We start from the raw sequence: 22285 nt of genomic DNA, 5'->3' as shown, positions 1-22285 counted from the left end.
GCCCGGCAGCCGAAAAATAATAAATCATATGTACTTTCCTCTGCTGACTGTTGATTTTCCCTATTGTACCCCATTTGTGGCAAAAGAAAAAGAAGGACCTGTGTCTGAGCTGAGAAGTTCTGCTCTGTTCTTCCTTATTCCTGTTTTTGGTTCTCTTCCGACAGGAGATTGCTGATATAGTCCCGTTTTCCTTTCTGAACTTCCTGATAGAATTTCTCTTTTTCCTCGATATATTCGATGGACCGTTCCACCTGCCGGATCTGGACTTTCAAATCGGCCTTCTTCTGGAGCATGGCCATCCGTTCCGGAATCGACTTTTTCCCTTCCAGGCACAAGTACATGTAATCCCGCATCTCCCGGATTCCCATGCCACAGCCCTTCAGGCATTTCAGGCTCTTGATCCAGCTCACGGCACGGTCATCAAAGACCCGCCGGTTCAGCCGGTCCCGTTTCAGATTGGGAACCAGGCCCTCATTACAATAGAATTTCAATGTTTCATAGGATAATCCGGATACCTCACATGCCTGTTTCATGGTGTACATAAACGTCATCTCCTTTTGTTATCCATTGATTTTTTACTTTAGCATCCAATGTGGACAACCGATCAAGGGGCTTTTCAAAATCCCATTCCGATTTCTCAGTATCATACATCGGAAAGGTGGCGAGTTCTTGACTCTGATACACCTTTTATTATAAAGGAATTCTTCCAATCCAAAAGATTCCCCTGATTAACAGGGACGAACCTCCAGGTTTCTACTGAAGTTGTCATAAAAAAGCCTTGACCGGTAGTGGCTCCCGGGTACTACAGTAAAAACAGGAAAAGCAAAATCACTCAGATTTTACAGAAAGGACTATCCATTATGAATCCATTTACTTATGCATACCCTGTTAAGACTTATTTCGGCAAAGGAGCAGCAGCCCGGACACTTCCCAGTGAACTGGCCAAGGTCGGACCCAATGTACTGCTGGCCTACGGGGGTGGTTCCATCAAGCGGAATGGCATCTACGCAGAACTGACCCAGCTGCTGCAGGCAGCCGGGAAAACCATTATTGATTTCTCGGGCATCATGTCCAACCCCACCTATGCAAAAGTCCAGGAAGGTGCCCAGCTGGCCCGGAATCAGAAGATCGACTTCATCCTGGCGGTGGGCGGAGGCTCTGTTATCGACTGCTGCAAGATTATCTCTGCCCAGGCCCTCCTGGATGAAGATATCTGGGACTATGAATACAGCAAAAAGCAGATTCCCAACCAGTTCATCCCCATGGGGGCCGTGGTTACGGCCTTCGGTACCGGAGCCGAAATGAACAACGGGGCCGTCATTACCCACGAAGCAAAAAAGAGCAAATCCCCCCTGACCGGTTCCTACTATCGATTTACCATCCTGGATCCGGCCTATACGCTGACCATGCCCCTGGAACAGGTGATTTCCGGAGCCTTCGATTCCCTGAGCCACTGTATGGAAACGTATATGGGCAATCCCCGTATGATCAACCTGTCGGACGAAATCAACGAGGCCTGCCAGCGAAATATCATCCGCAACATCCGTCAGACCCTGCAGAATTCTCAGGATATCCAGGCTCGCAGCGAACTGGTCTGGGCTGCCGCCATGGCCGAAAACGGTATCCTGAAAATCGGGAAACAGGGTGATTTCCAGTGCCATATGCTGGAACACCAGCTGGGAGCCTACACCAACTGCAATCATGGCAGAGGCCTGGCCGTCCTGCACCCGGTGCTGTACCGTCATTATCTGCCGGCCGCCGCAGCACAGTTCTCCCGTCTGGCAGTGGAAGTCTGGCAAGTCCCTGACGAAGGAAAGAGCCAGGAAGAGCTGGCCGATGCCTTCGTAGAAAAACTGGCTGCCTTCATCAGGGAAATCGGCCTGCCCACCAATTTCCGGGAGCTGGGAATCCCTGCGGACACCAATCTGAAAGCAGTAGCAGATTCCACGATTCTGACTGGCGGCTGCTGCAAAACCTTCAGCCGGGAAGAACTGCTGAAAGTGCTGGAAGAATGTAAATAAGAAAGCAGGAGCCGTGATTGATTTTCACAGCTCCCGCTTTTTTATTTCTTTTTCATTTCAATACCCAGTACTGTGCACAAAGCCTTCAGAAAATGCCTGACAGACTCCGAAGGTTGCGGATTGTACAGGATGCCATAGGGCATCCTATATTCCCAGTCCATAGAACGGCTGGTCAGCAGGGGATGGGTATTTTCCCACATGGGGAAACCAACCAGCAGCTCTCCCTGGTTGACGCAATGATTGAAGATTTCCAAACTGTAAAAAGGAAAGTTCCGCAGTTTGATTTTGGGATGATTCACCGTGATATCCCCCCGCAGCTTGTCCATCTGGCTGCTCCATCCGGGCTGGATCATACACAGTGTCTGCCCCTCCAGATCTTTCCAGTAAAGCAGTGCTTTCTTTGTCAGCGGGTGCATCACCGGCATATAGATTTCCATGGGCTGATCCTGCAGAGGAAAGCCAGTGCAATAGCTATGTACATGGAACATGCCTTCATCGTACACTCCTGCCACCACATCGATATTCTGCCCCAGATTTTTCAGGATTTCCCGGGCATTGGCCGGCGTATTGTCATAGGGTACTAGATGGAACTGAATATCCGGACTCACTTCCTGGAGGCTGGGCCACAGATCCAGCAGGAAATCCACCGGTGTCATGAGACTGGCGCCCAGCCGGATCATCTGATGTTCCTTTCCCCGGGCCGCCTGTGCCCGCTGGATGGAATCATCACAGTACTGCACCAGATATTTGGCATCCTGGAGCAGGGATTCTCCGGCCGTGGTCAGAGAAAGGCCTCTGTGGGACCGGTTGAACAGCCGCAAATCCAGAGCATTTTCCAGCAGATTGATCTGCTTGATCACCGCTGGAGGAGAAATGAACAGCTCCTCCGCCGCTTTATTGAAACTTCCCGCTTCTGCTACTTTAAGAAACGTCAGGAGTTGGGGATTGTATAAGGAATTTGCCATATAATCCATCCTTTCGAAAATCCTCTATACTCCTTATTCACTCCAGTAGTAACTACTTCCTGCTTTTTTTAACAAAAATTTTTCTGTTCCCTGCTCTTTTTTACGAATGGATTTTCCAGTTATGCAGTTTCCGGATAAAGGCTGGATTATTGAAGTCCACAATTTCACTGTGTCCCATATCCAGAGAATCTACTTGGGTCATTTCCTCCTCTGTCAGCTGGAAATTCCAGATATCCAGGTTCTGCTTCACATACCGGCAATGGGTGGTCTTCGGGATGACGGAAATGCCTCGCTGTACATTCCAGCGCAGAGCCACCTGTGCCGGTGATTTACCGTATCGTCTCCCAATTTCTGCCAGCAGCGGATGGGAAAAGATGCCGAAATTTCCTTCTGCCAGAGGAGCCCATGCCTGAGGCTGAACTCCATATTCATTCATTGTGTCCAAGGCAATTTTCTGGGCAAAAAACGGATGGATTTCCACCTGATCCACAGCTGGACGCAGAGTGACGCTTTCACAGAAATCGGTCAGCTGAGCCGGAGAAAAATTGGCTACGCCGATAGCCCGGACTCTTCCTTCCTGATAAGCATCCTCCAGGGCCCTCCAGGCTCCCATAGTATCTCCCAGAGGCTGGTGCAGCAAGTACAGGTCTACATATTCCTGGCCCAGTTTTTTCAGGGAAACTTTCAGGCCGTTCTGGGCATTTTCGTAGCCATAATCCTGCAGCCACAATTTGGAAACGATAAAAATTTCCTCCCTGGGAATCCCGCTTTTCCGGATAGCCCGACCTACGGCTTCTTCATTACCATAGGCCGCTGCTGTATCGATCATCCGATACCCGGCTTTCAATGCCCCCCAGGTGACTTCTTCACATTCCCTGGAATCGGTGATCTGGAAGACACCAAAGCCCTCCAGGGGCATGGAAATCCCGTTGTTCAAAGTTACTTTTTCCATGATATTCTCCTTATTTGGAAGCGATCTTACTGCCCCCGAAGACAGGCAGTTCCATCCGATCCAGTGCCCGGTCGAGCTGTTCGATTTCTCCCGGAGAAAGGAATACCTGGAGAGCCGAAAAGTTCTCTTTTAAACGGGAAATTTTCCGCGATCCGGGGATAGGGATGATATACGTTTTTTTGCAGAGCATCCAGGCCAGGGACAATTGCCCCACGGAAGCCTTTTTCTGTTCCCCCAGTTCCTGGAGCAGCTGCAGGAGCTGTTTCCCTTTTTCTTCTCCTTCTGCCGTGAACTGGGGCATCTTGGAGCGGTAATCCTTCTTGTCTGTAAACTGACCGGTCTTCGTGTATTTCCCGGTCAGGAATCCGTTGGCCAGGGGAGAAAATGCCACAAAAGAGACACCCAGTTCTTCACATACAGGGAACAGGTTTTCATGCCAGCGAGCCATCATGGAGTACCTGTTCTGGATAGCTGCCACCGGGCAGACCGCATTGGCCCGCCGCAGATATTCTTCATTGGCTTCCGAAATCCCCCAAGCCCGGATTTTGCCTTCCCTGATCAGCTTGGCCATGGTATCTGCCACCACTTCCGGTTCCACCGCCGGATCGATCCGGTGCTGGTAATATAGATCCACATAGTCCGTACCCAGCCGTTTCAGGCTACCTTCCAGACTTTTCCGGATGACTTCCGGCCGGGCATCAGTACTCAGTGACTGGTCCGGTTCAATCCGGATCCCCATCTTGGTAGCGATAACCACCTGCTGGCGTACCGGCGCCAGGGCCTTCCCTACCACTTCTTCATTCCAGGACAGGGTTCCATCAGCCAGTTTTTCTTTATAGACTTCAGCCGTATCGAAAAAATCATACCCTACGTCCTGGGACTGGCGCAAAATGGAAATTGCTTCCTGTTCGTCCATAGCATGACCATAAGCATGGCTGAACCCCATACAGCCCAATCCTACGGGATTGACCTGGATACCGCTTTTCCCTAACATCCTTTTTTTCATAACTGACACCTCTCTGATTTGATTTTCTCTTCTTTCCAGTTGGATAGACCGGTTTTTGCCTTACTCCTATACTCTACCGAAAAGAAGCTGGAATCAGAAGTCTCCATTGTCTAAAAGGAGGAAACCCGGAGGTTTATAGAAAAAGAGGGGTGTGAAAAAATGCTTTTTCACACCCCTCTTGCTTACAGCGTCCGTTCTATCTTTTTCGGTTTTCCTTCATCGTCCAGTGAAACGTATACGAACAGGGCATCCGCCGCCCGGATGGGTTCCTGGTCTTCCTGTTCCTGCTCCAGCCAGGCCACCACTTCCACGTCCATGGAGGCATGACCTACCCGAACCACTCGTCCTTCCAGCTGCAGTACGGAGCCGTAGGGAATGGGTTTCCGGAAGTTCAGGTTTTTCACTGCTGCCGTGGTCACCCTGGTCCAGGTAAACCGATGGGCTGCAATGCCGCTCACTTCATCCATCCAGCCCATGAGAGTACCCCCGAACAGGTTCCCAGCGGAGTTAGCCATTTTCAGCATCACTGAGCGGGTCATAATCACAGGAGCCTTTGGGTCCCGGATCATGCTTTCTCCTTCTGGGTTTCGTCCAGCAGGGCCACAAAGGCATCGGCAATGGCCCGATACCCTTCCGGCGTGGGATGAAGTCCATCTTCGAACAGAGAGTGGCCGGCGGCCTTTTCAGCGTCGCTAAGCACCTGTTCATAGTCCAGTGTGGGCAGGTTCCGCCGGGCTGCTTCTTCCTTCAGCCATTGGCGGTATTCCTTCAGCACGGCATTGTGCTTTTCAAATTCGCTGGGCAGCTGCCAGCCCTTTTCCGTGCTTTCGATGCGGGTGAGCGGCAGCAGCCCGATGAAGATCGGATCCAGCCCGGCCTTTTCCGCCTTGTCGAAGGTACCGGACATATTTTCCTTCACCTTGCTCAGCGGGTCATCCAGCAGGATGTCGTTCATGCCGCAGCAGATGAACACCCCATCGGCTTTTTCATCCACCACGTCCATATTGAACATCCCCCACATGACCAGGGTCAGCTTGCCCCCGGCCGCATTGTTCACCACATCGAAGCCTCTCTTTTTAGAGGCAATATCATACCATGTGTCCGCCAGGGTTACGTTGGTGCAGCTCACCAGACTGTCACCGATAAATGCCAGTTTCATACCTATCTCCTTTTCAGTCCCTGTGGGTAAAATCCACGCCTTTGTGCAATGCATCCAGGGCATTGATCACTACCTGGCTCATCAGCTTGGACCCCACCACCAGGGCATTTTCATTGGGGCACATCTTGGCATTGTGCAGGCCATGGACGGCCTGCCCTTCCGTACCACAACCCAGCCACAGGAATGAACCAGGGATATCCTGCATATAGAAGCCAAAGTCCTCTGCCGTCAGATCCGGCACCACATGGGATGCCAGTCCCTTTTCGCCCAGTACCTGCCGGGCCGTATCTGCCACCAGTTTCGCCGGCACCGGCCAGTTGTCCAGCACCGGATAGCCATAGTAATAGTTGAATTCATAATCCACCCCAGCGGACTTTTTCAATCCGTCCAGGATCCCCTGGATGAATTCCGGGATGTTCTTCCGATTGGTTTCGTCCAGGGTACGGATGGTGCCTTCCAGGGTCACTTCATCGGGCACTACATTGTACCGGGAACCCCCGTGGATGGTGCCGATATTGATGGTCGCTGTGGCCAGAGGGCTCACCCGCCGACTGACGATGTGGCTGACCTGTTCCAGAAAATCCGCGGCCGCCATGATGGCATCGATACCTTCCTGGGGATGACCTGCATGGGAAGTCTTCCCTTTGATCACCACTTTGATCCGATCAGAACCGGCCATCATGGCCCCCGGTTTCACACCGATCTGTCCGCATACATAGTTGGGCCAGACGTGAAGCCCGAACACCGCCTTCACATCCTTCAGAAATCCGTCCTTGATCATGTACCGAGCACCACCGGTGGGAGCCAGTTCCTCCGACGGCTGGAACAGAATCCGTACGCTGCCCTGGATTTCATCCTTCCGGCGCAGCAGCCGCAGGATGGTTTCCAGCAACGTGGTCATATGGACATCATGACCGCATGCATGCATGACCCCAGGATTTTGGGAAGCATAGGGCAGACCCGTATCTTCTTTCACCGAAAGGGCATCCATGTCCGCCCGCAGCGCCACCATAGGTCCCGGTTTGCCTCCTTTGAGAGTAGCAGCCACCCCGTAATGTCCCTGGCCCCGGACCGGATCCAGCCCCAGTTCCTCCAGAATGGAATAAATCTTTTCAGAAGTATGCTGCTCCTTGGTACTCACTTCCGGGTGTTCATGGAACCACCGGCGCCATTCCACACATTTCGCTTGCAGTTCGTCTTCCGTCATAGCCAATACGTCCATCATTCATCCTCCTGTATCTATACAACATGAGAAATTTCTATAGAGAATCATCAAATTTATTGTACCATTTTTTCAAACATTTGAAAACAGAAAGAGAAAATCGTTTGCCCCATATTGAAGATTGGCTTTCGAAAATTTTTTCTTTGACCAGAGACGAGAAACTGGAAACATAGGGTGGCTGCAAACCGCCCGTAAAAAAATCCTGCCGCATTCGGCGACAGGATTTTTTTACGCGTATTCCTCTCCGTCCCACAAAACGATACTGCCCGTTTCCAGAGACTTGGGTACATTGATGATCCGCTGGTTTTCGCTGCCTTTGAACCGCAGATTCAGATTTTTTTTGCTTTCCACGAATTCCCCGTCTACCAGTACATCCAGATACCCCAGCATTTCCCGGGTAATGGCTGGGTCGCCCAGCTTCCCGGTCAGCATATCATGATCGAACAGATAGCCGCTGTAGCACCAGATGGTCTTTTGCGGATAGCGCTCCCGGATATGACGGAGTACGCCCACCAGCACTTCCTGGTTGACCGGTTCGAAGGGTTCTCCGCCCAAAAGGGAGAAGCCCCGGATGTAGTCCGGTTCCAAATCTTCCAGGATTTCTTTCAGCTGGGCCTGCGTAAAAGGCTTTCCATAAGCAAAATCCCAGGTTTCCTGGTTGAAACAACCTTTGCAGTGGTGGGTGCAGCCACTGACGTACAAGGAAACCCGCACGCCCGGGCCGTTGGCCACGTCCACTTTCTTGATGGTCGCGTAATTCACGAAAAAGCCTCCTTACAGATGCAGCACTCTCGATTTGATTTCTTTGGTCTTGCCCACATTCCAGAAGTTTTCGCCCAGGTACCCGCAGGTCCGCCGGGTTACGTTCATCTTGGACTGGTCCTTGTTGTGGCATTGCGGGCATTCCCATTCCAGATTGTCGTTGATCTGGATTTCTCCGTCAAAGCCGCATACCTGGCAGTAATCGGATTTTGTATTGAATTCCGCATACTGGATATTGTCGTAGATAAACCGGACCACGTCTTCGATGGCTGTGGGATTCTTCTTCATGTTAGGGATTTCTACATAGGAAATGCAGCCGCCGGAAGAAATGGGCTGGAACTGAGATTCGAACTTGAACTTGCTGAAGGCATCAATGGGTTCCCGTACATCCACATGGTAGGAGTTGGTGTAGTAGCCCTTGTCGGTAATGTCTTTGATGGTGCCGAACCGTTCTTTGTCAATCCGGGCAAATCGATAACACAAGGATTCCGCCGGAGTACCGTACAGGGCGAAGCCCAGGCCGGTTTTGGCTTTCCAGTCATCACAAGCCTTGCGCAGGCGCTTCATCACCCGCATAGCAAATTCTTCCCCTTCAGGGGTGGTATGGCTGACACCCTTCATGGCCTTGGTACATTCGTACAGTCCGATATAGCCCAGGCTCAGGGTAGAATAGCCGCCTTCCAGCAGTTTATCGATGGTCTCACCCTTCTTCAGCCGGGCGATGGCACCGTTCTGCCAGTGGATGGGACTCACATCGCTGCGGATGCCCTTCAGCGCATTGTGGCGCACCATCAGGGCTTCATAGCACAGTTCCAGCCGTTCATCCAGCAGTTTCCAGAACTTGTCTTCGTCACCTTTGGCAATGATACCGATCTGGGGCAGATTCAGAGAAACAACACCCTGATTGAATCTTCCTTCGAACTTGTAGTTGCCATCCTTATCCTTCCAGGGAGACAGGAAGGAACGGCAGCCCATGGGAGAAAACACATTGCCCTGATAGATTTCCCGCATTTTCTTGGCGGAAATGTAATCCGGATACATCCGTTTGATGGAGCACTTCACAGCCAGCTTAGTCAGATAATCGTACTTACCGCCCTTCAGGCAGTTGAATTCGTCCAGTACGTACACCAGTTTCGGGAAGGCCGGAGTCACATAGACGCCCACTTCATTCTTGATGCCCTCCAGGCGCTGCTGCAGGATTTCTTCGATGATCTGGGCATTTTCCTCAATGTATTCATCGTTGGGGTCCAGATGCAGGAACAATGTCACGAAAGGAGATTGTCCGTTTGTAGTCATCAATGTATTGATCTGATATTGGATGGTCTGTACCCCGCTGGCCAGTTCATCTTTCATCCGGCTGTCCAGGATGGCTTCCATCTCATCTTCCGGCAAATCACCATGGGTGGTTTCAATCAGGCGCTTCCTGAATTTTTCCCGGCTGCGGCGCAGGTATTTACCAAGGTGGGACACATCCACGGACTGGCCGCCGTACTGGGCGGAAGCCACAGAGGCAATGATCTGGGTCATGACGGTACAGGCCACCTGGAAGCTCTTGGGACTTTCAATCAGTTTGCCGTGCATCACCGTACCGTTATCCAGCATATCGCCCAGGTTCACCAGGCAGCAGTTGAACATGGGCTGGATGAAGTAATCCGAATCATGGAAATGAATGACCCCTTCGTCATGGGCCCGGGAAATCTTTTCCGGCAACACCACACGGCGGGTCAGGTCACGGGATACTTCTCCGGCAATCAAGTCACGCTGGGTGGAAACCATGACGGCATTCTTGTTGGAGTTTTCCTCCATCACATCCTTGTTCTTGTTGCTGATCAGGCTCAGGATGGAATCATCGGTGGTATTGGCCTTGCGGACCAGAGCCCGGTTGTAGCGGTAGATGATATAGGCCTTGGCCAGTTCGTATCGGCCCCGGATCATGATCTGTTTTTCCACCATATCCTGGATATCTTCCACCAGAAGTCTCTTTTTGTTCTTATGCTCTACGAAAGACGCAATCTCTTCGATATCTTCCTGCAGAAGCCGTTCTTTTTCTTCCACAGCCTTATTGGCTTTCGATATGGCTCTGACGATCTTGCTCCGGTCGAAAGAAACCGTAGAGCCGTCTCTTTTGATAACCTTCATAGCCGCTCCCCTTCTCTGGTATCCTTATTTTCTTTTTTCAATAATTAATATCTCATTGAATTTATTTTCTAAATGGCTTTGAAAAATCTTTTATTATCATACAATACTTTCCTGTTTTCTGCAAGGAAAATTACTATATATTGTGTTTTTCTCTTCGATTTCGACGTTGTAGACACAATAAGCAGTATGTGTCCTCTCATAAGACAACCGTTACAAATTCCGGTTTTCCCATCAATTTCCTGACTTTTTCCACCGCTTTCCCTGTTGAGCCCGGGTTCCATGGTATAATAAATCCAATCAATCAGAGCTCCAGTACCTGAGTCCCTGAGCAATCTGCTGTGTAAAATCGTCCGGACCATCTTATAAGGAGGAATTCCCTTTGTCTTTGCTAAATGAATACAATACAAAAAAAAAGACCGTTCCAGAGCTGCTAAGCCTTCTCCGGGACGGTGACTATATCCTGTCCGCCCAGGCCCTGGCCGAGCCGGTGACGCTGCTGGAACAGCTGCCCCTGCTCCACAGGATGGGTCGGAAAAACATCATATTCAATTCCTGTATGCCTGCCCGGGATCTTCCCTGGTACCATGACCCGGCCATGCAGGAGACCCTGGAACATGTCTGTTGGTTCTTCAGCCCGCCGGCACGGAAAGCCCATCAGGAAGGACTGTGCAGCTTCATTCCCGGTTACTCCACCAACCTGGTCCGAAAGACCTTCCAGCGGCTCCGGTCTGAAGACCGCCGTCCGGTACTTCTGGCCACAGCTTCTCCTCTGGATGCGCAGGGAAATTTTTCTCTTTCCATCAGCGCCCTGTTCGAACGGGAAATCATTGACAGCGGAGCGCTGGTCCTCCTGGAAGTGAGCTCCCGCTTTCCCCGGACCTATGGGGATACCACTCTGCCCCTTTCGAGGGTGACCGCCTTTGTGGAAACAGACCGGCCGGTACCGGAAATGCCGCAAGCCACCCTGCGTCCTGTGGATGAAGCCATCGGTACCCGGGTTGCTGAACTGATTCCGGACGGTTCCACCCTCCAGCTGGGCGTGGGGCACATCCCCGATGCGGTGGCCATCCGGCTGAAAGACCGCCGTCACCTGGGCATCCATTCCGGCATGTTCAGTGAAAGCCTTATGGAGCTGATCCGCTGCGGAGCCGTAGATAATTCCCAAAAAGACTTCCATACGGGACAGACGGTGACAGCTTTTGCCGCCGGCAGCCAAAAGCTGTACCAGTTCCTTCATGAAAACAGGACCATCCTGATCAAAGGAGGCTATTATACCAACTCCCCGGCCGTCATCGCACGGAATCGGAACATGGTTTCCCTGAATACAGCCCTGGAAATCGATCTGACCGGCCAGTGTTCTGCTGAATCCATGGGCTTTACCCAATGGAGTGCCACCGGTGCCCAGACAGAAACGATTGAAGGCGCCCAGCTCTCTCCGGGAGGCAAATCCATCCTGGCCCTTCCTTCCTGCTATACTGCCCGAAAGCAGAATGGAGAAAAAATCCTGCGTTCCAAGATTGTCCTTTCCTTCCGGCCGGGGACCGTCGTTTCCACCTCCCGGAACGATGTGGATTATGTGGTCACCGAATATGGTACGGCCTGGCTCCGGGGCCTGCCCCTGGACAAGCGGGCCAAAGCCCTCATTTCCATTGCCCATCCGTCCTTCCGGGAACAGCTCACTGCGGATGCAAAAAAATGCGGTCTGCTTTTCTAACCACATCCCCGTCATGAATCACTATCCGAGGGAAGCCAGCTGATGCTGGCAAAAAAATAGGAACTGTGAAGAATGATTTCGCAGTCCCTATTTTTAAGCCAAAAATTCGATACCCAAATCGCAAAAGAGGGAACTGTGATTTCCACAGTTCCCTCTTTTATCGTAATCTTACAGGCTTTCTGCAAAAGCTTCCAGAGCGGTCTGGGCTTGCCCGAAGTCACGGGTCTGTTGATCCACACCGATCTTCACATGAGGAATGTGATGGGCATCCAGAGCCTTCTTCAGGTCAGGATATTCCATTTCTTCCGGATCGCAGAATTGCATCATGAAGACCACAACACCTTCAGCGCCGCTGTCTTTTACCAGCTGGCACACATATTCAGCACGAGTGTTTTGTTGATAAGTCGGGTCGTACAGCAGTACATCGTTCTTCTGTTTGGAGAACTGTACAGCCAGGGCCTGCAGACCATTATCCAGGTCTTCCGGAGCATCCACTGCGAAGCTGCGGCTTTCGTAAGCGCAGTCATCTGCAGCTACGACCAGCTTGTTGTCGTCCATAGCTTTCAGCACGCCGGGCATATTGTAGATGATACCGGAAACAACCACTTTGTGGCCATCGAACTTGCCAGCCGGAGCAGCAGCCAGTTCTTTGTTCAGTTCTTCCAGCTTTGCGGTATATTCATCCTTCAGCATGAAGTAAGCTGCACGCAGAACAGCAGCACGAGCAGAAGCCGGAATCAGATCCGGATGTTCGTTGGCCAGTTTGCAGAATTCACGGCGGGCCTGACGGCTCTTATTGTACACTTTGATGGCATCTTTGATGGCATCGTTGGTGATTTCATGACCGCAGATTTCTTCCAGATGGCCCTTCACTTCATTGTAGGCATCATAGGTGAACTGGCGGCCGGCAGCAGTTTGACGGACCTGCGGATGAGCCAGGAAAATGACAGGCATCTTGCCAGCCATGGCAACTTTGAAATTCTGGCTCATAGGACGCAGGGTATCGCACAGAACCGTAGTGATAATGCCGTCCAGGCCGTCCAGAGTGCCGTCCAGCAGCATTTCCAGGGATTGTTGGGCAACGGTGCAGTAGAAAGAAGCGCAATATTCCTTGGAACGGACTTCCTGTTTGCCGTTGCAGCCCCATACACCCATGGGAACCATGCCTGCAGCATAGACCAGTTCTTCCGGGCTATAGTAAGGCAGACAGCCGATGGCTTTTTTACCCTGGGCTTTATATTTTGCCAGCATGGTTTTCGGGCTGGCAGAGATTTGTTTGAATTCATCAAGCAGTGCACTGATAGCCATTGTTATTTCCCCTTCTTTTCATCATTTGCTTCCATGGCTTCGACCAAGCCTTGAACACGGGTCTCATACTGAGCCGCATTGAAGTTTCTCGGGTCAGCCTGGTCACCGTCGAATCCGGCAGTGGGGATACCCATGTCTTTGGTGAACCGGCGCTGCATTTCAGGCATATAACCGCTCCAAGGTTTGCAGGACCGGTTGTAATGGACCAGTACACCGTCGACCTTGTTGTCACGGATCAGACCTTCACGCCAAGCAACACCTTGTTCGATGCTGACGGAGTTAGGCGCTTTGCAGTAGGCTTTGACCAGACCATCCAAGTTGTCGTACACGAACCCAAAAGCAGGAGCATACACAACGCCGGTGATGTTCAGGCCGTTGGCTTTCAGCGGTTTGAACAGGTTCGGCAGTTTCGGCCAGCAGGGGATACCTTCGAACATGATACGATGCTGTTCTTTGAACGGAGCAGTGGTGGTACCCTCTTTTACATGCTGTTCCAGTTCGCTGGCCAGCAGTTCGAAAGCTTCAGCAGCTTCTACACGGCCACGAGCGGTTACTACATCAGCCATGTGGTTGAACAAATCGAACCCGTTGAACGGAGCCGGTTTGTATTGCAGATAGTCGCAAACCTTCAACCAAGCTTTAGCAGTACGGTTGGCGTTCTGGCAGCATTGTTCGAACTTGTCTTCATCGAACTTCTTGCCGGAGATTTCTTCCATTTGATGGATGGCCGTATCCAGCTGAGCACGGATATATTTTACGTTGGATTCGTTTACATGGTCGAATTCATTGTAAGGAACATCGATCATGATCAGGGGAATGTTATGACGACGGGCAATGTCTTCATACCATTTGGTCATGCAGTTGCAGATGTTGTTGCAGCACAGCAGGAAGTCCGGCTGAGGCATGGTCATCTGACGATATTTATGCAGTGCATTCTGCCGGCGGGTCTTTTCTTCCCCTTCGGGCAGAGCAGCAATTTCATAAATGTTATCAACAGTCGGATACGGTTTCAGCGTCTTGGGATCGATTACGGGTTTGCCGTTTTCATCAAAGACCTTCTTGCCGTTTTCGTCTTTCTTCTGTTTGCCGCTGTTGGGGTTGATGACGTAGTTGCCATCTTTGTCCATCTTATTGGCACCACGATAACCGGCAGAATAAGCCAGGGAAATCCGGGCATACCCGCAGATATCGTTATCGTATCCCATATCTTCAGCAGCCTGGCACATTACTTCACCGTCACGGTTGGCAGCGATACCAGCAGCCTGGTTTTCAGGATAACCTACGTGCAGACCGAAAGATTCAGCCAATTCGCAGGGGAACTTGGAAGAGGACCAGCCTACTTTTTCTCCTCTTTCTTTGGCTTCCCGCAATTCTCTGTAAACCTTTTCAACTACATCTCTCAATGCCTGAACGCCAGGGCTTACTTTCTTTGGCATAATGATCCTTCCTTCTCTCGAAATGAAATCACGCTTACGCTTGATTTTTCAACGCTTTTTTATATGCATACAGGGCAGCACCCAGGGCACCATTATACTGTGCCAGAGGAGATGTCTTGATTTCCACACCAAGACCTTCTTCCAAGGCCTGTCTCACACCATAGTTCTGGGCCACACCGCCCGTCATCACTACGTCCTTCACAACCCCCACCCGGTTGGCAAGGCCGACGACACGGCTGGCTACGGAACGATGGATCCCGGCAATGATGTCGACCTTATCCGCGCCTTTGGACAGCTGGCTGATGACTTCACTTTCGGCAAATACCGTACAAGTGGAGCTGATGGAGATCCGTTTCTTAGACTGGGCACCCAGCTCAGCCAACTGAGAAACTTTCACCTCCAGGATATTTGCCATTACATCCAGGAAACGGCCTGTCCCGGCAGCGCATTTATCATTCATCTGGAAATTGGTCAAGGCACCGTTATCCACATGGATGACCTTCACATCCTGGCCGCCGATATCGATGACCGTATGGACATTGGGCCACAGGAAACTGGCACCCATGGCATGGCAGCTCAGTTCGCTCATCTGTTTGTCAGCAATGCCTTCCAGCGAATTGCGTCCGTAGCCGGTAGCCAGGGTAAAGGCCATATCTTCCCGCTTCATGTGGGCATTTTCCAGCACTTCCTTAATAGAACGTGCGGGACCGGATGTACCGGTCCCCACGTCTACCAGGGATTTTGCCACGATGTCTTTTCCGTCTTTCAGGATAACGCACTTGGATGCCGTAGATCCAACATCGATTCCCAAGGTATAGATACTCATGAATGGTTAGCCTCCGTAAGAATTATTTCTTTACGAAAGTGTCGAACTCTCTGATGGCACGAGGCAGCAGCATTTGATGGAACGGGCAGATGCTTTCCGGATTCTGGTAAGCAGCTTCCGTAAAGGCAACCACATAGCCACGCAGTTTGTTCATATCCACGATTTCGTCCACCAGGCCCAGTTCGGCGCAAACTTTCGGACGAGATTTGGTGTAGAATGCCTGCATCAGGGTATTCATCTTGTCGATGGTCGGCTGCAGGTCCTTACCGGCTTTCCGGTCTTTGGCCAGTCTCCGGGAGTACATGGCCGTAGCAGCGGTTTCACCGTTCATAACGGCGATTTCCGTAGCGGCAGTACCGATGGAGAAAGCGTTGGTATCATTGCCCTGCGGGCCACCCAGTACATAGTGGGCAGCAGCAGTACCTTTTCTCAGAGTGATTTCGAATTGCGGAATCTTGGAACTCTGGATGGAATAGATCAGGGATTGACCCAGACCCAGCAGTTCAGCCTTTTCTGCATCATTGCCTACATCGATACCAGTGGTGTCCTGGATCCATACGATGGGCAGACGGTCTCTGGTGCACAGAGCGACGAATTCGTTCATCTTCATCAGGCCCTGGCGATACAGCTTGCCGCCGATACCCACAGAGCCGGCAGCCTTGTATTCAGGATAGTTCATCAGCAGGCCCTGGACGTTGGCCACAACACCAACCAGCAGACCGTTGACTTTGGCCATGCCCGTAACCATTTCAGGGCCATAGCCTTTCTTGTATTCTTTGAATTCGCTGTTATCGAACAGACGGCCGATTACATTGTAGATATCATAAGCCCGTTTGTCGTTCAGCGGGACCATGCTGTACAGATCGTCAGCCGGGAAAGCAGGTTCTTTCGGATCGTCTACACGGAAGAATTCAGGATCATATTTCGGCAGCATGCCTACATATTTCTTGATGCCTTCCAGGACGCCTTCTTCAGAAGCGTACACTTCGCGGATGAAACCGGTTTCCGTATAGTGGATGTCGACAGCTCCCGGAGGTTCAGTCTTGCCGGAGCGATCCACCATATCAGCGATTTCGTTGGCATATTCCGTATCCACATGGCCTTTGGGGTTCATGCCGCCCATGATGCCGGCACCGCCTACAGCCATGTTGGCTTTTTCATGAGCGATGATCACAGTCGGGCTGATGGAATGGTAGCCGCCGCCTGCAGGGTTCGTCCCGTAGATTCCTACGATGACAGGAACGCCCATCTGATTCAGTGCAGCATTGCGGAAGAAAGGAGTACCGCCGCCGCGACGGTTGGGATATACTTTTTCCTGTTCATCGAATTTAACGCCGGAGCAGTTCAGCACATACACCAGAGGAATGTGCAGGGTCTTGGCGGTATCGGAAGCCCGCAGCAGGCATTCAGCCTGCCCAGGCACCCAGGCACCGGCCAGCTTCTTGTTATCGGAAGCAACAATCACGCACCATTTGCCGTTTACACGGCCCAGGCCCTTCAGGATACCCACAGAACCATTCTTGTTGCCCTGGGGGTTGAACAGGCTGTTCAGCGGTCTCCAAGTACCAGGTTCCACCAGTTTTTCCAATCTCTGGCGGGCAGTCAGTTCGCCTCTCTTGTTGACGTCAGCATCAGCCTTACCGGCATCCTGCGCTTGTTGGATCAGCGCATGGATCTCGTCTTCGATTTTCTTCAGCTTTTCGGTATTGTCAGCATCTGCTTTTTTCAGCGGTTTGCCTACTTGAGGCAGTTGTTGAAAATATCTAGGCATAGAGTAGAAACCCATTTAAATTTTTCCTCCTGAATGGTTTATTTTGCTTCCGGAACAGGGACTTTAATGAAAGCCTGGCCCGGGTCGATTTCTTCACGGATCAGTTTGATAACGGCAGGATCAGGCGGTTCCAGTTCAACAGCCTGGGAAACATCCAGATCGAAGCCCGTGTTTTCCAGTACATCTTCCGGAGAAGAAGAAGGATAGTAGGCAGCCAGGTACATCCGTTTGGTCTTCGGATCGAATTTCAGGATCCCTTTATCGGTTACGACCAGTTGCGGACCTACATCACCGGGCAGACCCAGTCTTTCACGTCCGCCAGGGCCATCGATCCAGCCCGGGCTGGTCACATAGTCGATCTGTTTCATGAATCTGCGTTTTTCATGCTGCATCATGATAATGGTGTTGGAGTACGTAGCAATGCCGTTGGCGCCGCCGGACCCGGTGAAACGGGTTTTCGGATGATGGTAGTCACCGATGGAGGTGGAGTTCACGTTGCCGTACGGGTCGATCTGAGCACCGCCGATGAAAGCGATCAGACGGTCTGCCTTGTGCAGGTATTCGTTGATTTCAAAACCAACGAACCGGACGTTCGGCCAGATGCAGCCGCAATGAGCCATGAACCGCAGGTCACCTACGGAACGGGGAACTTCAACAGGAGAGCAGTCCATCAGACCACTTTCCACGATGATATGGCAGTCAGGAGCATATACTCTCTTGGCCACGCTGGCGCCGATCAGAGGCAGGCCGGTACCAACGGTTACGACCTGACCATTTTTGATCTGCTTGGCAATGGTCACAGCCTGCATTTCTTTATTGGTATAATTCGTGTAATCAGCCATTGTTATTTGTCCTCCTTCGTCATGTCGATATGATAGCCCAGACCAGGAACAACCTTCAGGTTGATCAGACGGGTAGCACCCAGTTTGTTCAGGTATTCGTCATGATCTTTCAGGTCAAACACCCATTCTTTGCAGAAGGCATCGAAGTCTTCCTGGGTCTTGCTGACTACGTCATAGACTTTCAGGAACGGATTATCATAGTCATACAGGCCATAGCACTGAGAAGGATGAGCACCATAAGGAGCCAGTACCACAGCATCTACGCACATGCCGGGGATATCATTCTTGGTGGGATCTCTGCGGATTTCTTCATTGCTGACGATTTCTTCGCAGGTAACAATGGTATATTTAGCAGCTTCAGCAATATCCACATCCTGGAATTTGCCGCCCCAGATGCGAACGGTGCCATCCGGAGAAGCCTGCTGGGCATGGATGATGGCCACATCGATTTGCGGAACCGGTACAGCCACGACTTTTTCACCCGGCTTGAAGGGGTTGTCGATATATTTGAATTTGTCATCGGGCACCTTATCCAGAGTTTTGCGAACTTCTTTGCTGATGCCCCATTCATCGGTCAGGCCAGAGCCCTGCATCAGGGTTACAGGCAGGAACGGCAGACCCAGAGCAGCGGCATGCCACATCATGTAGATTACGTCCTGGGAGTAGTCTTCCATGGTCAGTTTGCCGGCTTCGAACCATTTTCTGAACCGTCTGGAAACGTTGGTTACACCAGAGTTGGCAGTGTAGCAGTTGATGTAGGCTTTCACACGGCCATTGCCGATCAGCATATCCCAGTCGCCGCCGGCAGCGCCGCTCAGGCCGGTCAGGTCAGTGATACCCTGTCTCAGGATTTCATACACAGCTGCATACGGTTTACGGTCAGTCGTAAAGCCACCCAGAGCAATGTGATCACCGCTGTGTACGTACTTTGCGATTGCGTCTTTTAACGTCATTACTTTACTCAAAGCAAAAACCTCCTTATGATCCAAACCAGTTTCTGAAACAACCGGAATCCTCCTCTAAGAAATAATCCATCCCCCTTTATGAGTATTTTTTACATTCGCACTCCGGTTGGACCGACTGTATTCAGTGTACGAAATGATTATAACACAAATAATTTTTTTTTTAAATCTTTCTTGACCTCATTCGTTGATTTTTTTGAAAATATATAAGAATTCTAATAACTTGTAGCAAAATGGCGTTTTTTTGTGTTCTTTTACATCAATCTTTACACAAAAAAGAAGGTGTTTCATAAGAAACACCTTCTTTTTCTTTCCAAATATATTGTCATTCCGCCTGTTCCTGACGCTTCAGCCACCGCTTCACGGCTTCGCCCAGTTCCGCTGGAGCGTTTTTCAGGGTACCATCCTGGACCCGCCGGAGCAGTACGGGCATCAGTTCCTTCAGCTGTGCCGGACGGGCACCCAGAGCCAGGGCATCCCGGCCGGAAAAATCCAGATCCGAAGTATGGACGGGCATGAGATATGCCATCTTCACCAGCCGTTTGCCGTACATCTGGACATGGATTACGTCGTTCTTGTCTGCGTTGGTAGCAGCCACATCGGCGATGCATACAGCCGTCAGCTGCTTGAAAGCCTCTGCCATTTCCTTATTCACCCTGAAATGGCCGCTGCGGGCCTCTTTCCGCAGCCAGCGCCAGGTCTTGTCATCTTCCTGAGCGCTGATAAAGCCAAAATGCATATGGTTCTTCACCAGCCAGGCCACCCGTTCTACCGTTTCCCAGGGCAGCCGCAGCCGGTTCAGGATCTGCCGGGCCATGGCTGTCCCTACCGCTTCGTGGCCATGGTCACTGGGCATTCCTTCTTTGTTGACGCCCCGGACTCCCTCCAGTCCCTTGGCCACATCGTGGAGCAGCAGAGCCCAGCCCACTTCCAGGCTCCGGTCCCCTTTATCCAGAGCCACTGCCGTATGCTTCCAGGCATCGAACCGGTGAAAACAGGGGTTCTGAGGCAGATCCACCAGATGTTCCAATTCCGGCAGAATGGGCACTGCTTCATATTTTCCCTGTTTCTTGATTCGGCAGCTTTCCGCTGCCAGGCCGCTGCGTACCATCAGATCCATGCCTTCCCCTGCCCAGGTACCCATCAGCAGCTTGTTCAGTTCCGTACGCACCCGCTCCAGAGAAAGACCCCGGACCCGTTCCAGGTTCTTCCGGATGGCAGGCAGGATGGAAGGATCCGGAGCAAAGCCCAGCTGGCCAATGAACCGGCAGGCTCTGAACATGCGCAGGGCATCCTCCTGGAACCGCTGATTTGCATCCCCCACGGTGCGCAGCACCCGGCCGTGCAAATCCTCCAGTCCATGGAAACAGTCGATGATTTCTCCGTCCTGCCCCAGGGCCAGGGCATTGATGGTGAAATCCCGGCGGGCCAAGTCTTCTTCCAAGGTCCGGCAATACCAGACCGCTGCCGGCCGGTGAGCATCCTCCACTCCGTAGGCTTCGTTCCGGTAGGCGGCCACTTCCACCCCATGTTTCTCCACCCGCAGGATGACCACCCCGAAGTTCTGCCCCAGTTCACTGATCACTGGAAGACCAGCCTGCTCCGCCACCTGCCTGATCTCGTCCGGCCGGGCGTTGGTCACCACATCGTAATCGTCAGGCACCCGTCCCAGCAGCAGATCCCGAACGGCACCGCCCACCACATGAGCCTCATAACCGGCTGCAAGCAATATATCCAGCACTTGATTCACATAAGAAGGAAGCCGTAATTCCATGATGGTTCCCCTTTCTCTCCAGAGTCAATGATCCACCGCCAGCAAGGCAAAGACGCCTGCTTCCAGAGCCGGATCACTGGCCAGCTTCAGGGTGCAGTGGAATTCCTTCTCCATATCCTTCACACCCTTTTCCCGCAGCCAGCTGTAAACCATGGGATGGACCGTCAGCAGCAGGGTATGGCTCATATTTCCCTCATTGAAACTGCTGCGCAGCCGACGCCGGATCTCCACATACACGCTCTCTGGAGATTCCACCCGGCCGCTGCCTCCGCACAGAGGACAGGTGCTGTACAGGATACTGGATAAGTTCTTCCGCGCCTTCATCCGGGTCATTTCCACCAGGTTCAGATGGGTAATATCGATGACCTTGGGTTTCATCTTGTCAGAAGCAAAAGCGTGCTTCAATATCTGCAGGATTTCCTCCTGCTCCTCCCGGCTATCCATGTCGATGAAGTCAGCCACGATGATGCCGCCGATGTCCCGCAGCCGCAGCTGACGGGCGATTTCCCGGGCCGCCTCCCGGTTGGTGACCATGCTGGTGGCGTCCCGATCTGCCGCCGAAGCGAACTTGCCGCTGTTCACATCGATGACGGTCATGGCCTCCGTGTAATCGAACACCAGGTAACCGCCCCCCGGCAGCCACACCACCCGGTCAGAAATACTTTCGATATCTTCATCCAGGTGATAGAAGGAGAACAGATCTTCCTTCCCCTTGTACCACTTTACCTGGATCTGGGACAGCCCCATCTCCTTCAGCAGTTCCTCCAGCCGCCGGCAGGTGTTTTCCTCATCTACGATGATGCGCTGGATTTTCGGCGTGGCATAATCACGGATCAGCCGGATGGCCAGGTCCAGTTCCCGGTACAGCAGCTGGGCTCCCCGTCCCACCTTGCTCCGGCGCAGCAGCACATCCCAGCTGCGGAGCAGCTGCTCCAGATCGGCCCGGATATCCTCTTCCTCCGCCTGGGCTGCCGCCGTACGGATGACCAGCCCCATATGCTCCGGCAGCAGTTCCTCCGCCCATTCCCGCAGCACTTTCCGCTGTGTCTTGCAGGTAATCTTCCGGGACAGACTGATGCGATTTCCGTAGGGTTCCAGCACCACATACCGGCCCGGCAGGGTGACATTCCTGGTCACAGCCGGACCTTTGTTCCCCCGGGCGTCCTTCACCACCTGTACCAGGAGCATCTGTCCTTCCGACAGCTTCTCCCCCTTCTGCAGAGTCAGAAAACCGTTCTTTCCCACATTCAGATCGATAAAAGCTGCCTGGATACCGGGGACCACATTGGACACCCGGCCCCGATACACATTCCCCACCAGATTGTCCGAGTGGCGTCGTTCCACCGCATATTCCTGGAGCTTATCATCCTTGACCAGCCCCATACGGGTCTCTTCCGGCCGGACGCTTACGTAGATGGTATCCATG

General features: G+C 52.1%; 19 protein-coding genes. 2 read left to right on the top strand and 17 right to left on the bottom strand.

The window, feature by feature from the left end:
* Window positions 1-134: 134 nt before the first annotated feature.
* Window positions 135-542, bottom strand: a complete 408-nt coding sequence (locus ACR0QW_RS01530) for a MerR family transcriptional regulator (protein ID WP_432641963.1) — start codon at window positions 540-542, stop codon at window positions 135-137.
* Between the two features lie 318 nt (window positions 543-860).
* Here ACR0QW_RS01530 and ACR0QW_RS01525 point away from each other — a divergent pair, with 318 nt between their 5' ends.
* Entirely contained in the window at window positions 861-2021 is a 1161-nt protein-coding gene (locus tag ACR0QW_RS01525) for an iron-containing alcohol dehydrogenase (RefSeq protein WP_432641962.1), read from the top strand.
* Window positions 2022-2062: 41 nt separating this feature from the next.
* Here ACR0QW_RS01525 and ACR0QW_RS01520 read toward each other — a convergent pair whose 3' ends face one another.
* From ACR0QW_RS01520 to nrdD, 8 genes are all read right to left on the bottom strand, one after another.
* On the bottom strand, window positions 2063-2986 hold the full coding sequence (locus tag ACR0QW_RS01520; protein WP_432641961.1) for a LysR family transcriptional regulator: 924 nt from the start codon (window positions 2984-2986) through the stop codon (window positions 2063-2065).
* A gap of 100 nt (window positions 2987-3086) precedes the next feature.
* Window positions 3087-3938: an aldo/keto reductase gene (locus ACR0QW_RS01515; protein WP_432641960.1), complete on the bottom strand. Its 852-nt coding sequence runs from the start codon at window positions 3936-3938 to the stop codon at window positions 3087-3089.
* A 10-nt stretch (window positions 3939-3948) separates the two neighbouring features.
* The gene (locus ACR0QW_RS01510) at window positions 3949-4944 is read right to left on the bottom strand and encodes an aldo/keto reductase (RefSeq protein ID WP_432641959.1); all 996 of its coding nucleotides are present in this window, start codon (window positions 4942-4944) and stop codon (window positions 3949-3951) included.
* Window positions 4945-5126: 182 nt separating this feature from the next.
* Window positions 5127-5513: an acyl-CoA thioesterase gene (locus ACR0QW_RS01505; protein WP_432641958.1), complete on the bottom strand. Its 387-nt coding sequence runs from the start codon at window positions 5511-5513 to the stop codon at window positions 5127-5129.
* Window positions 5510-6103 carry a GDSL-type esterase/lipase family protein gene (locus ACR0QW_RS01500; protein ID WP_432641957.1) on the bottom strand — a complete coding sequence of 198 codons (594 nt, stop codon included), beginning with the start codon at window positions 6101-6103 and terminating at the stop codon, window positions 5510-5512. The genes ACR0QW_RS01505 and ACR0QW_RS01500 overlap by 4 nt, the downstream gene beginning before the upstream one ends.
* A gap of 13 nt (window positions 6104-6116) precedes the next feature.
* Window positions 6117-7328: a M20 metallopeptidase family protein gene (locus ACR0QW_RS01495; protein WP_432641956.1), complete on the bottom strand. Its 1212-nt coding sequence runs from the start codon at window positions 7326-7328 to the stop codon at window positions 6117-6119.
* Window positions 7329-7553: 225 nt separating this feature from the next.
* On the bottom strand, window positions 7554-8087 hold the full coding sequence (nrdG, locus tag ACR0QW_RS01490; RefSeq protein WP_432641955.1) for an anaerobic ribonucleoside-triphosphate reductase activating protein: 534 nt from the start codon (window positions 8085-8087) through the stop codon (window positions 7554-7556).
* A gap of 12 nt (window positions 8088-8099) precedes the next feature.
* Window positions 8100-10226, bottom strand: coding sequence for an anaerobic ribonucleoside-triphosphate reductase (gene nrdD, locus ACR0QW_RS01485; RefSeq protein WP_432641954.1), 2127 nt, complete (start codon window positions 10224-10226; stop codon window positions 8100-8102).
* Window positions 10227-10605: 379 nt separating this feature from the next.
* Here nrdD and ACR0QW_RS01480 point away from each other — a divergent pair, with 379 nt between their 5' ends.
* Window positions 10606-11940 carry an acetyl-CoA hydrolase/transferase family protein gene (locus tag ACR0QW_RS01480; protein WP_432641953.1) on the top strand — a complete coding sequence of 445 codons (1335 nt, stop codon included), beginning with the start codon at window positions 10606-10608 and terminating at the stop codon, window positions 11938-11940.
* A gap of 168 nt (window positions 11941-12108) precedes the next feature.
* On the opposite strand, the gene hgdB is transcribed toward ACR0QW_RS01480, so the two are convergent.
* The 8 genes from hgdB to ACR0QW_RS01440 form a co-directional block, all read right to left on the bottom strand.
* Window positions 12109-13248 carry a (R)-2-hydroxyglutaryl-CoA dehydratase subunit beta gene (gene hgdB, locus ACR0QW_RS01475; protein WP_432641952.1) on the bottom strand — a complete coding sequence of 380 codons (1140 nt, stop codon included), beginning with the start codon at window positions 13246-13248 and terminating at the stop codon, window positions 12109-12111.
* A 2-nt stretch (window positions 13249-13250) separates the two neighbouring features.
* Entirely contained in the window at window positions 13251-14684 is a 1434-nt protein-coding gene (hgdA, locus tag ACR0QW_RS01470; RefSeq protein ID WP_432641951.1) for a (R)-2-hydroxyglutaryl-CoA dehydratase subunit alpha, read from the bottom strand.
* Window positions 14685-14718: 34 nt separating this feature from the next.
* Entirely contained in the window at window positions 14719-15510 is a 792-nt protein-coding gene (hgdC, locus tag ACR0QW_RS01465; RefSeq protein WP_432641950.1) for a (R)-2-hydroxyglutaryl-CoA dehydratase activase HgdC, read from the bottom strand.
* A 22-nt stretch (window positions 15511-15532) separates the two neighbouring features.
* Entirely contained in the window at window positions 15533-17296 is a 1764-nt protein-coding gene (gene gcdA / locus ACR0QW_RS01460; RefSeq protein WP_432641949.1) for a sodium ion-translocating glutaconyl-CoA decarboxylase subunit alpha, read from the bottom strand.
* A 23-nt stretch (window positions 17297-17319) separates the two neighbouring features.
* Window positions 17320-18123, bottom strand: a complete 804-nt coding sequence (gctB, locus tag ACR0QW_RS01455; protein WP_432641948.1) for a glutaconate CoA-transferase subunit B — start codon at window positions 18121-18123, stop codon at window positions 17320-17322.
* A 2-nt stretch (window positions 18124-18125) separates the two neighbouring features.
* Entirely contained in the window at window positions 18126-19088 is a 963-nt protein-coding gene (gctA, locus tag ACR0QW_RS01450) for a glutaconate CoA-transferase subunit A (protein WP_432641947.1), read from the bottom strand.
* Between the two features lie 322 nt (window positions 19089-19410).
* On the bottom strand, window positions 19411-20859 hold the full coding sequence (locus ACR0QW_RS01445) for a CCA tRNA nucleotidyltransferase (protein WP_432641946.1): 1449 nt from the start codon (window positions 20857-20859) through the stop codon (window positions 19411-19413).
* 24 nt (window positions 20860-20883) lie between these two features.
* Complete coding sequence (locus ACR0QW_RS01440; protein WP_432641945.1) at window positions 20884-22284, bottom strand: Rne/Rng family ribonuclease; 1401 nt, start codon at window positions 22282-22284, stop codon at window positions 20884-20886.
* Between the last annotated feature and the right edge of the window lies 1 nt (window position 22285).

Source organism: Acidaminococcus sp. (genome assembly GCF_050873445.1).
GTDB lineage: Bacteria > Bacillota > Negativicutes > Acidaminococcales > Acidaminococcaceae > Acidaminococcus.
The sequence above is the reverse complement of the archived record's forward strand: the minus strand, read 5'-3'. Positions and strand labels throughout refer to the sequence as shown.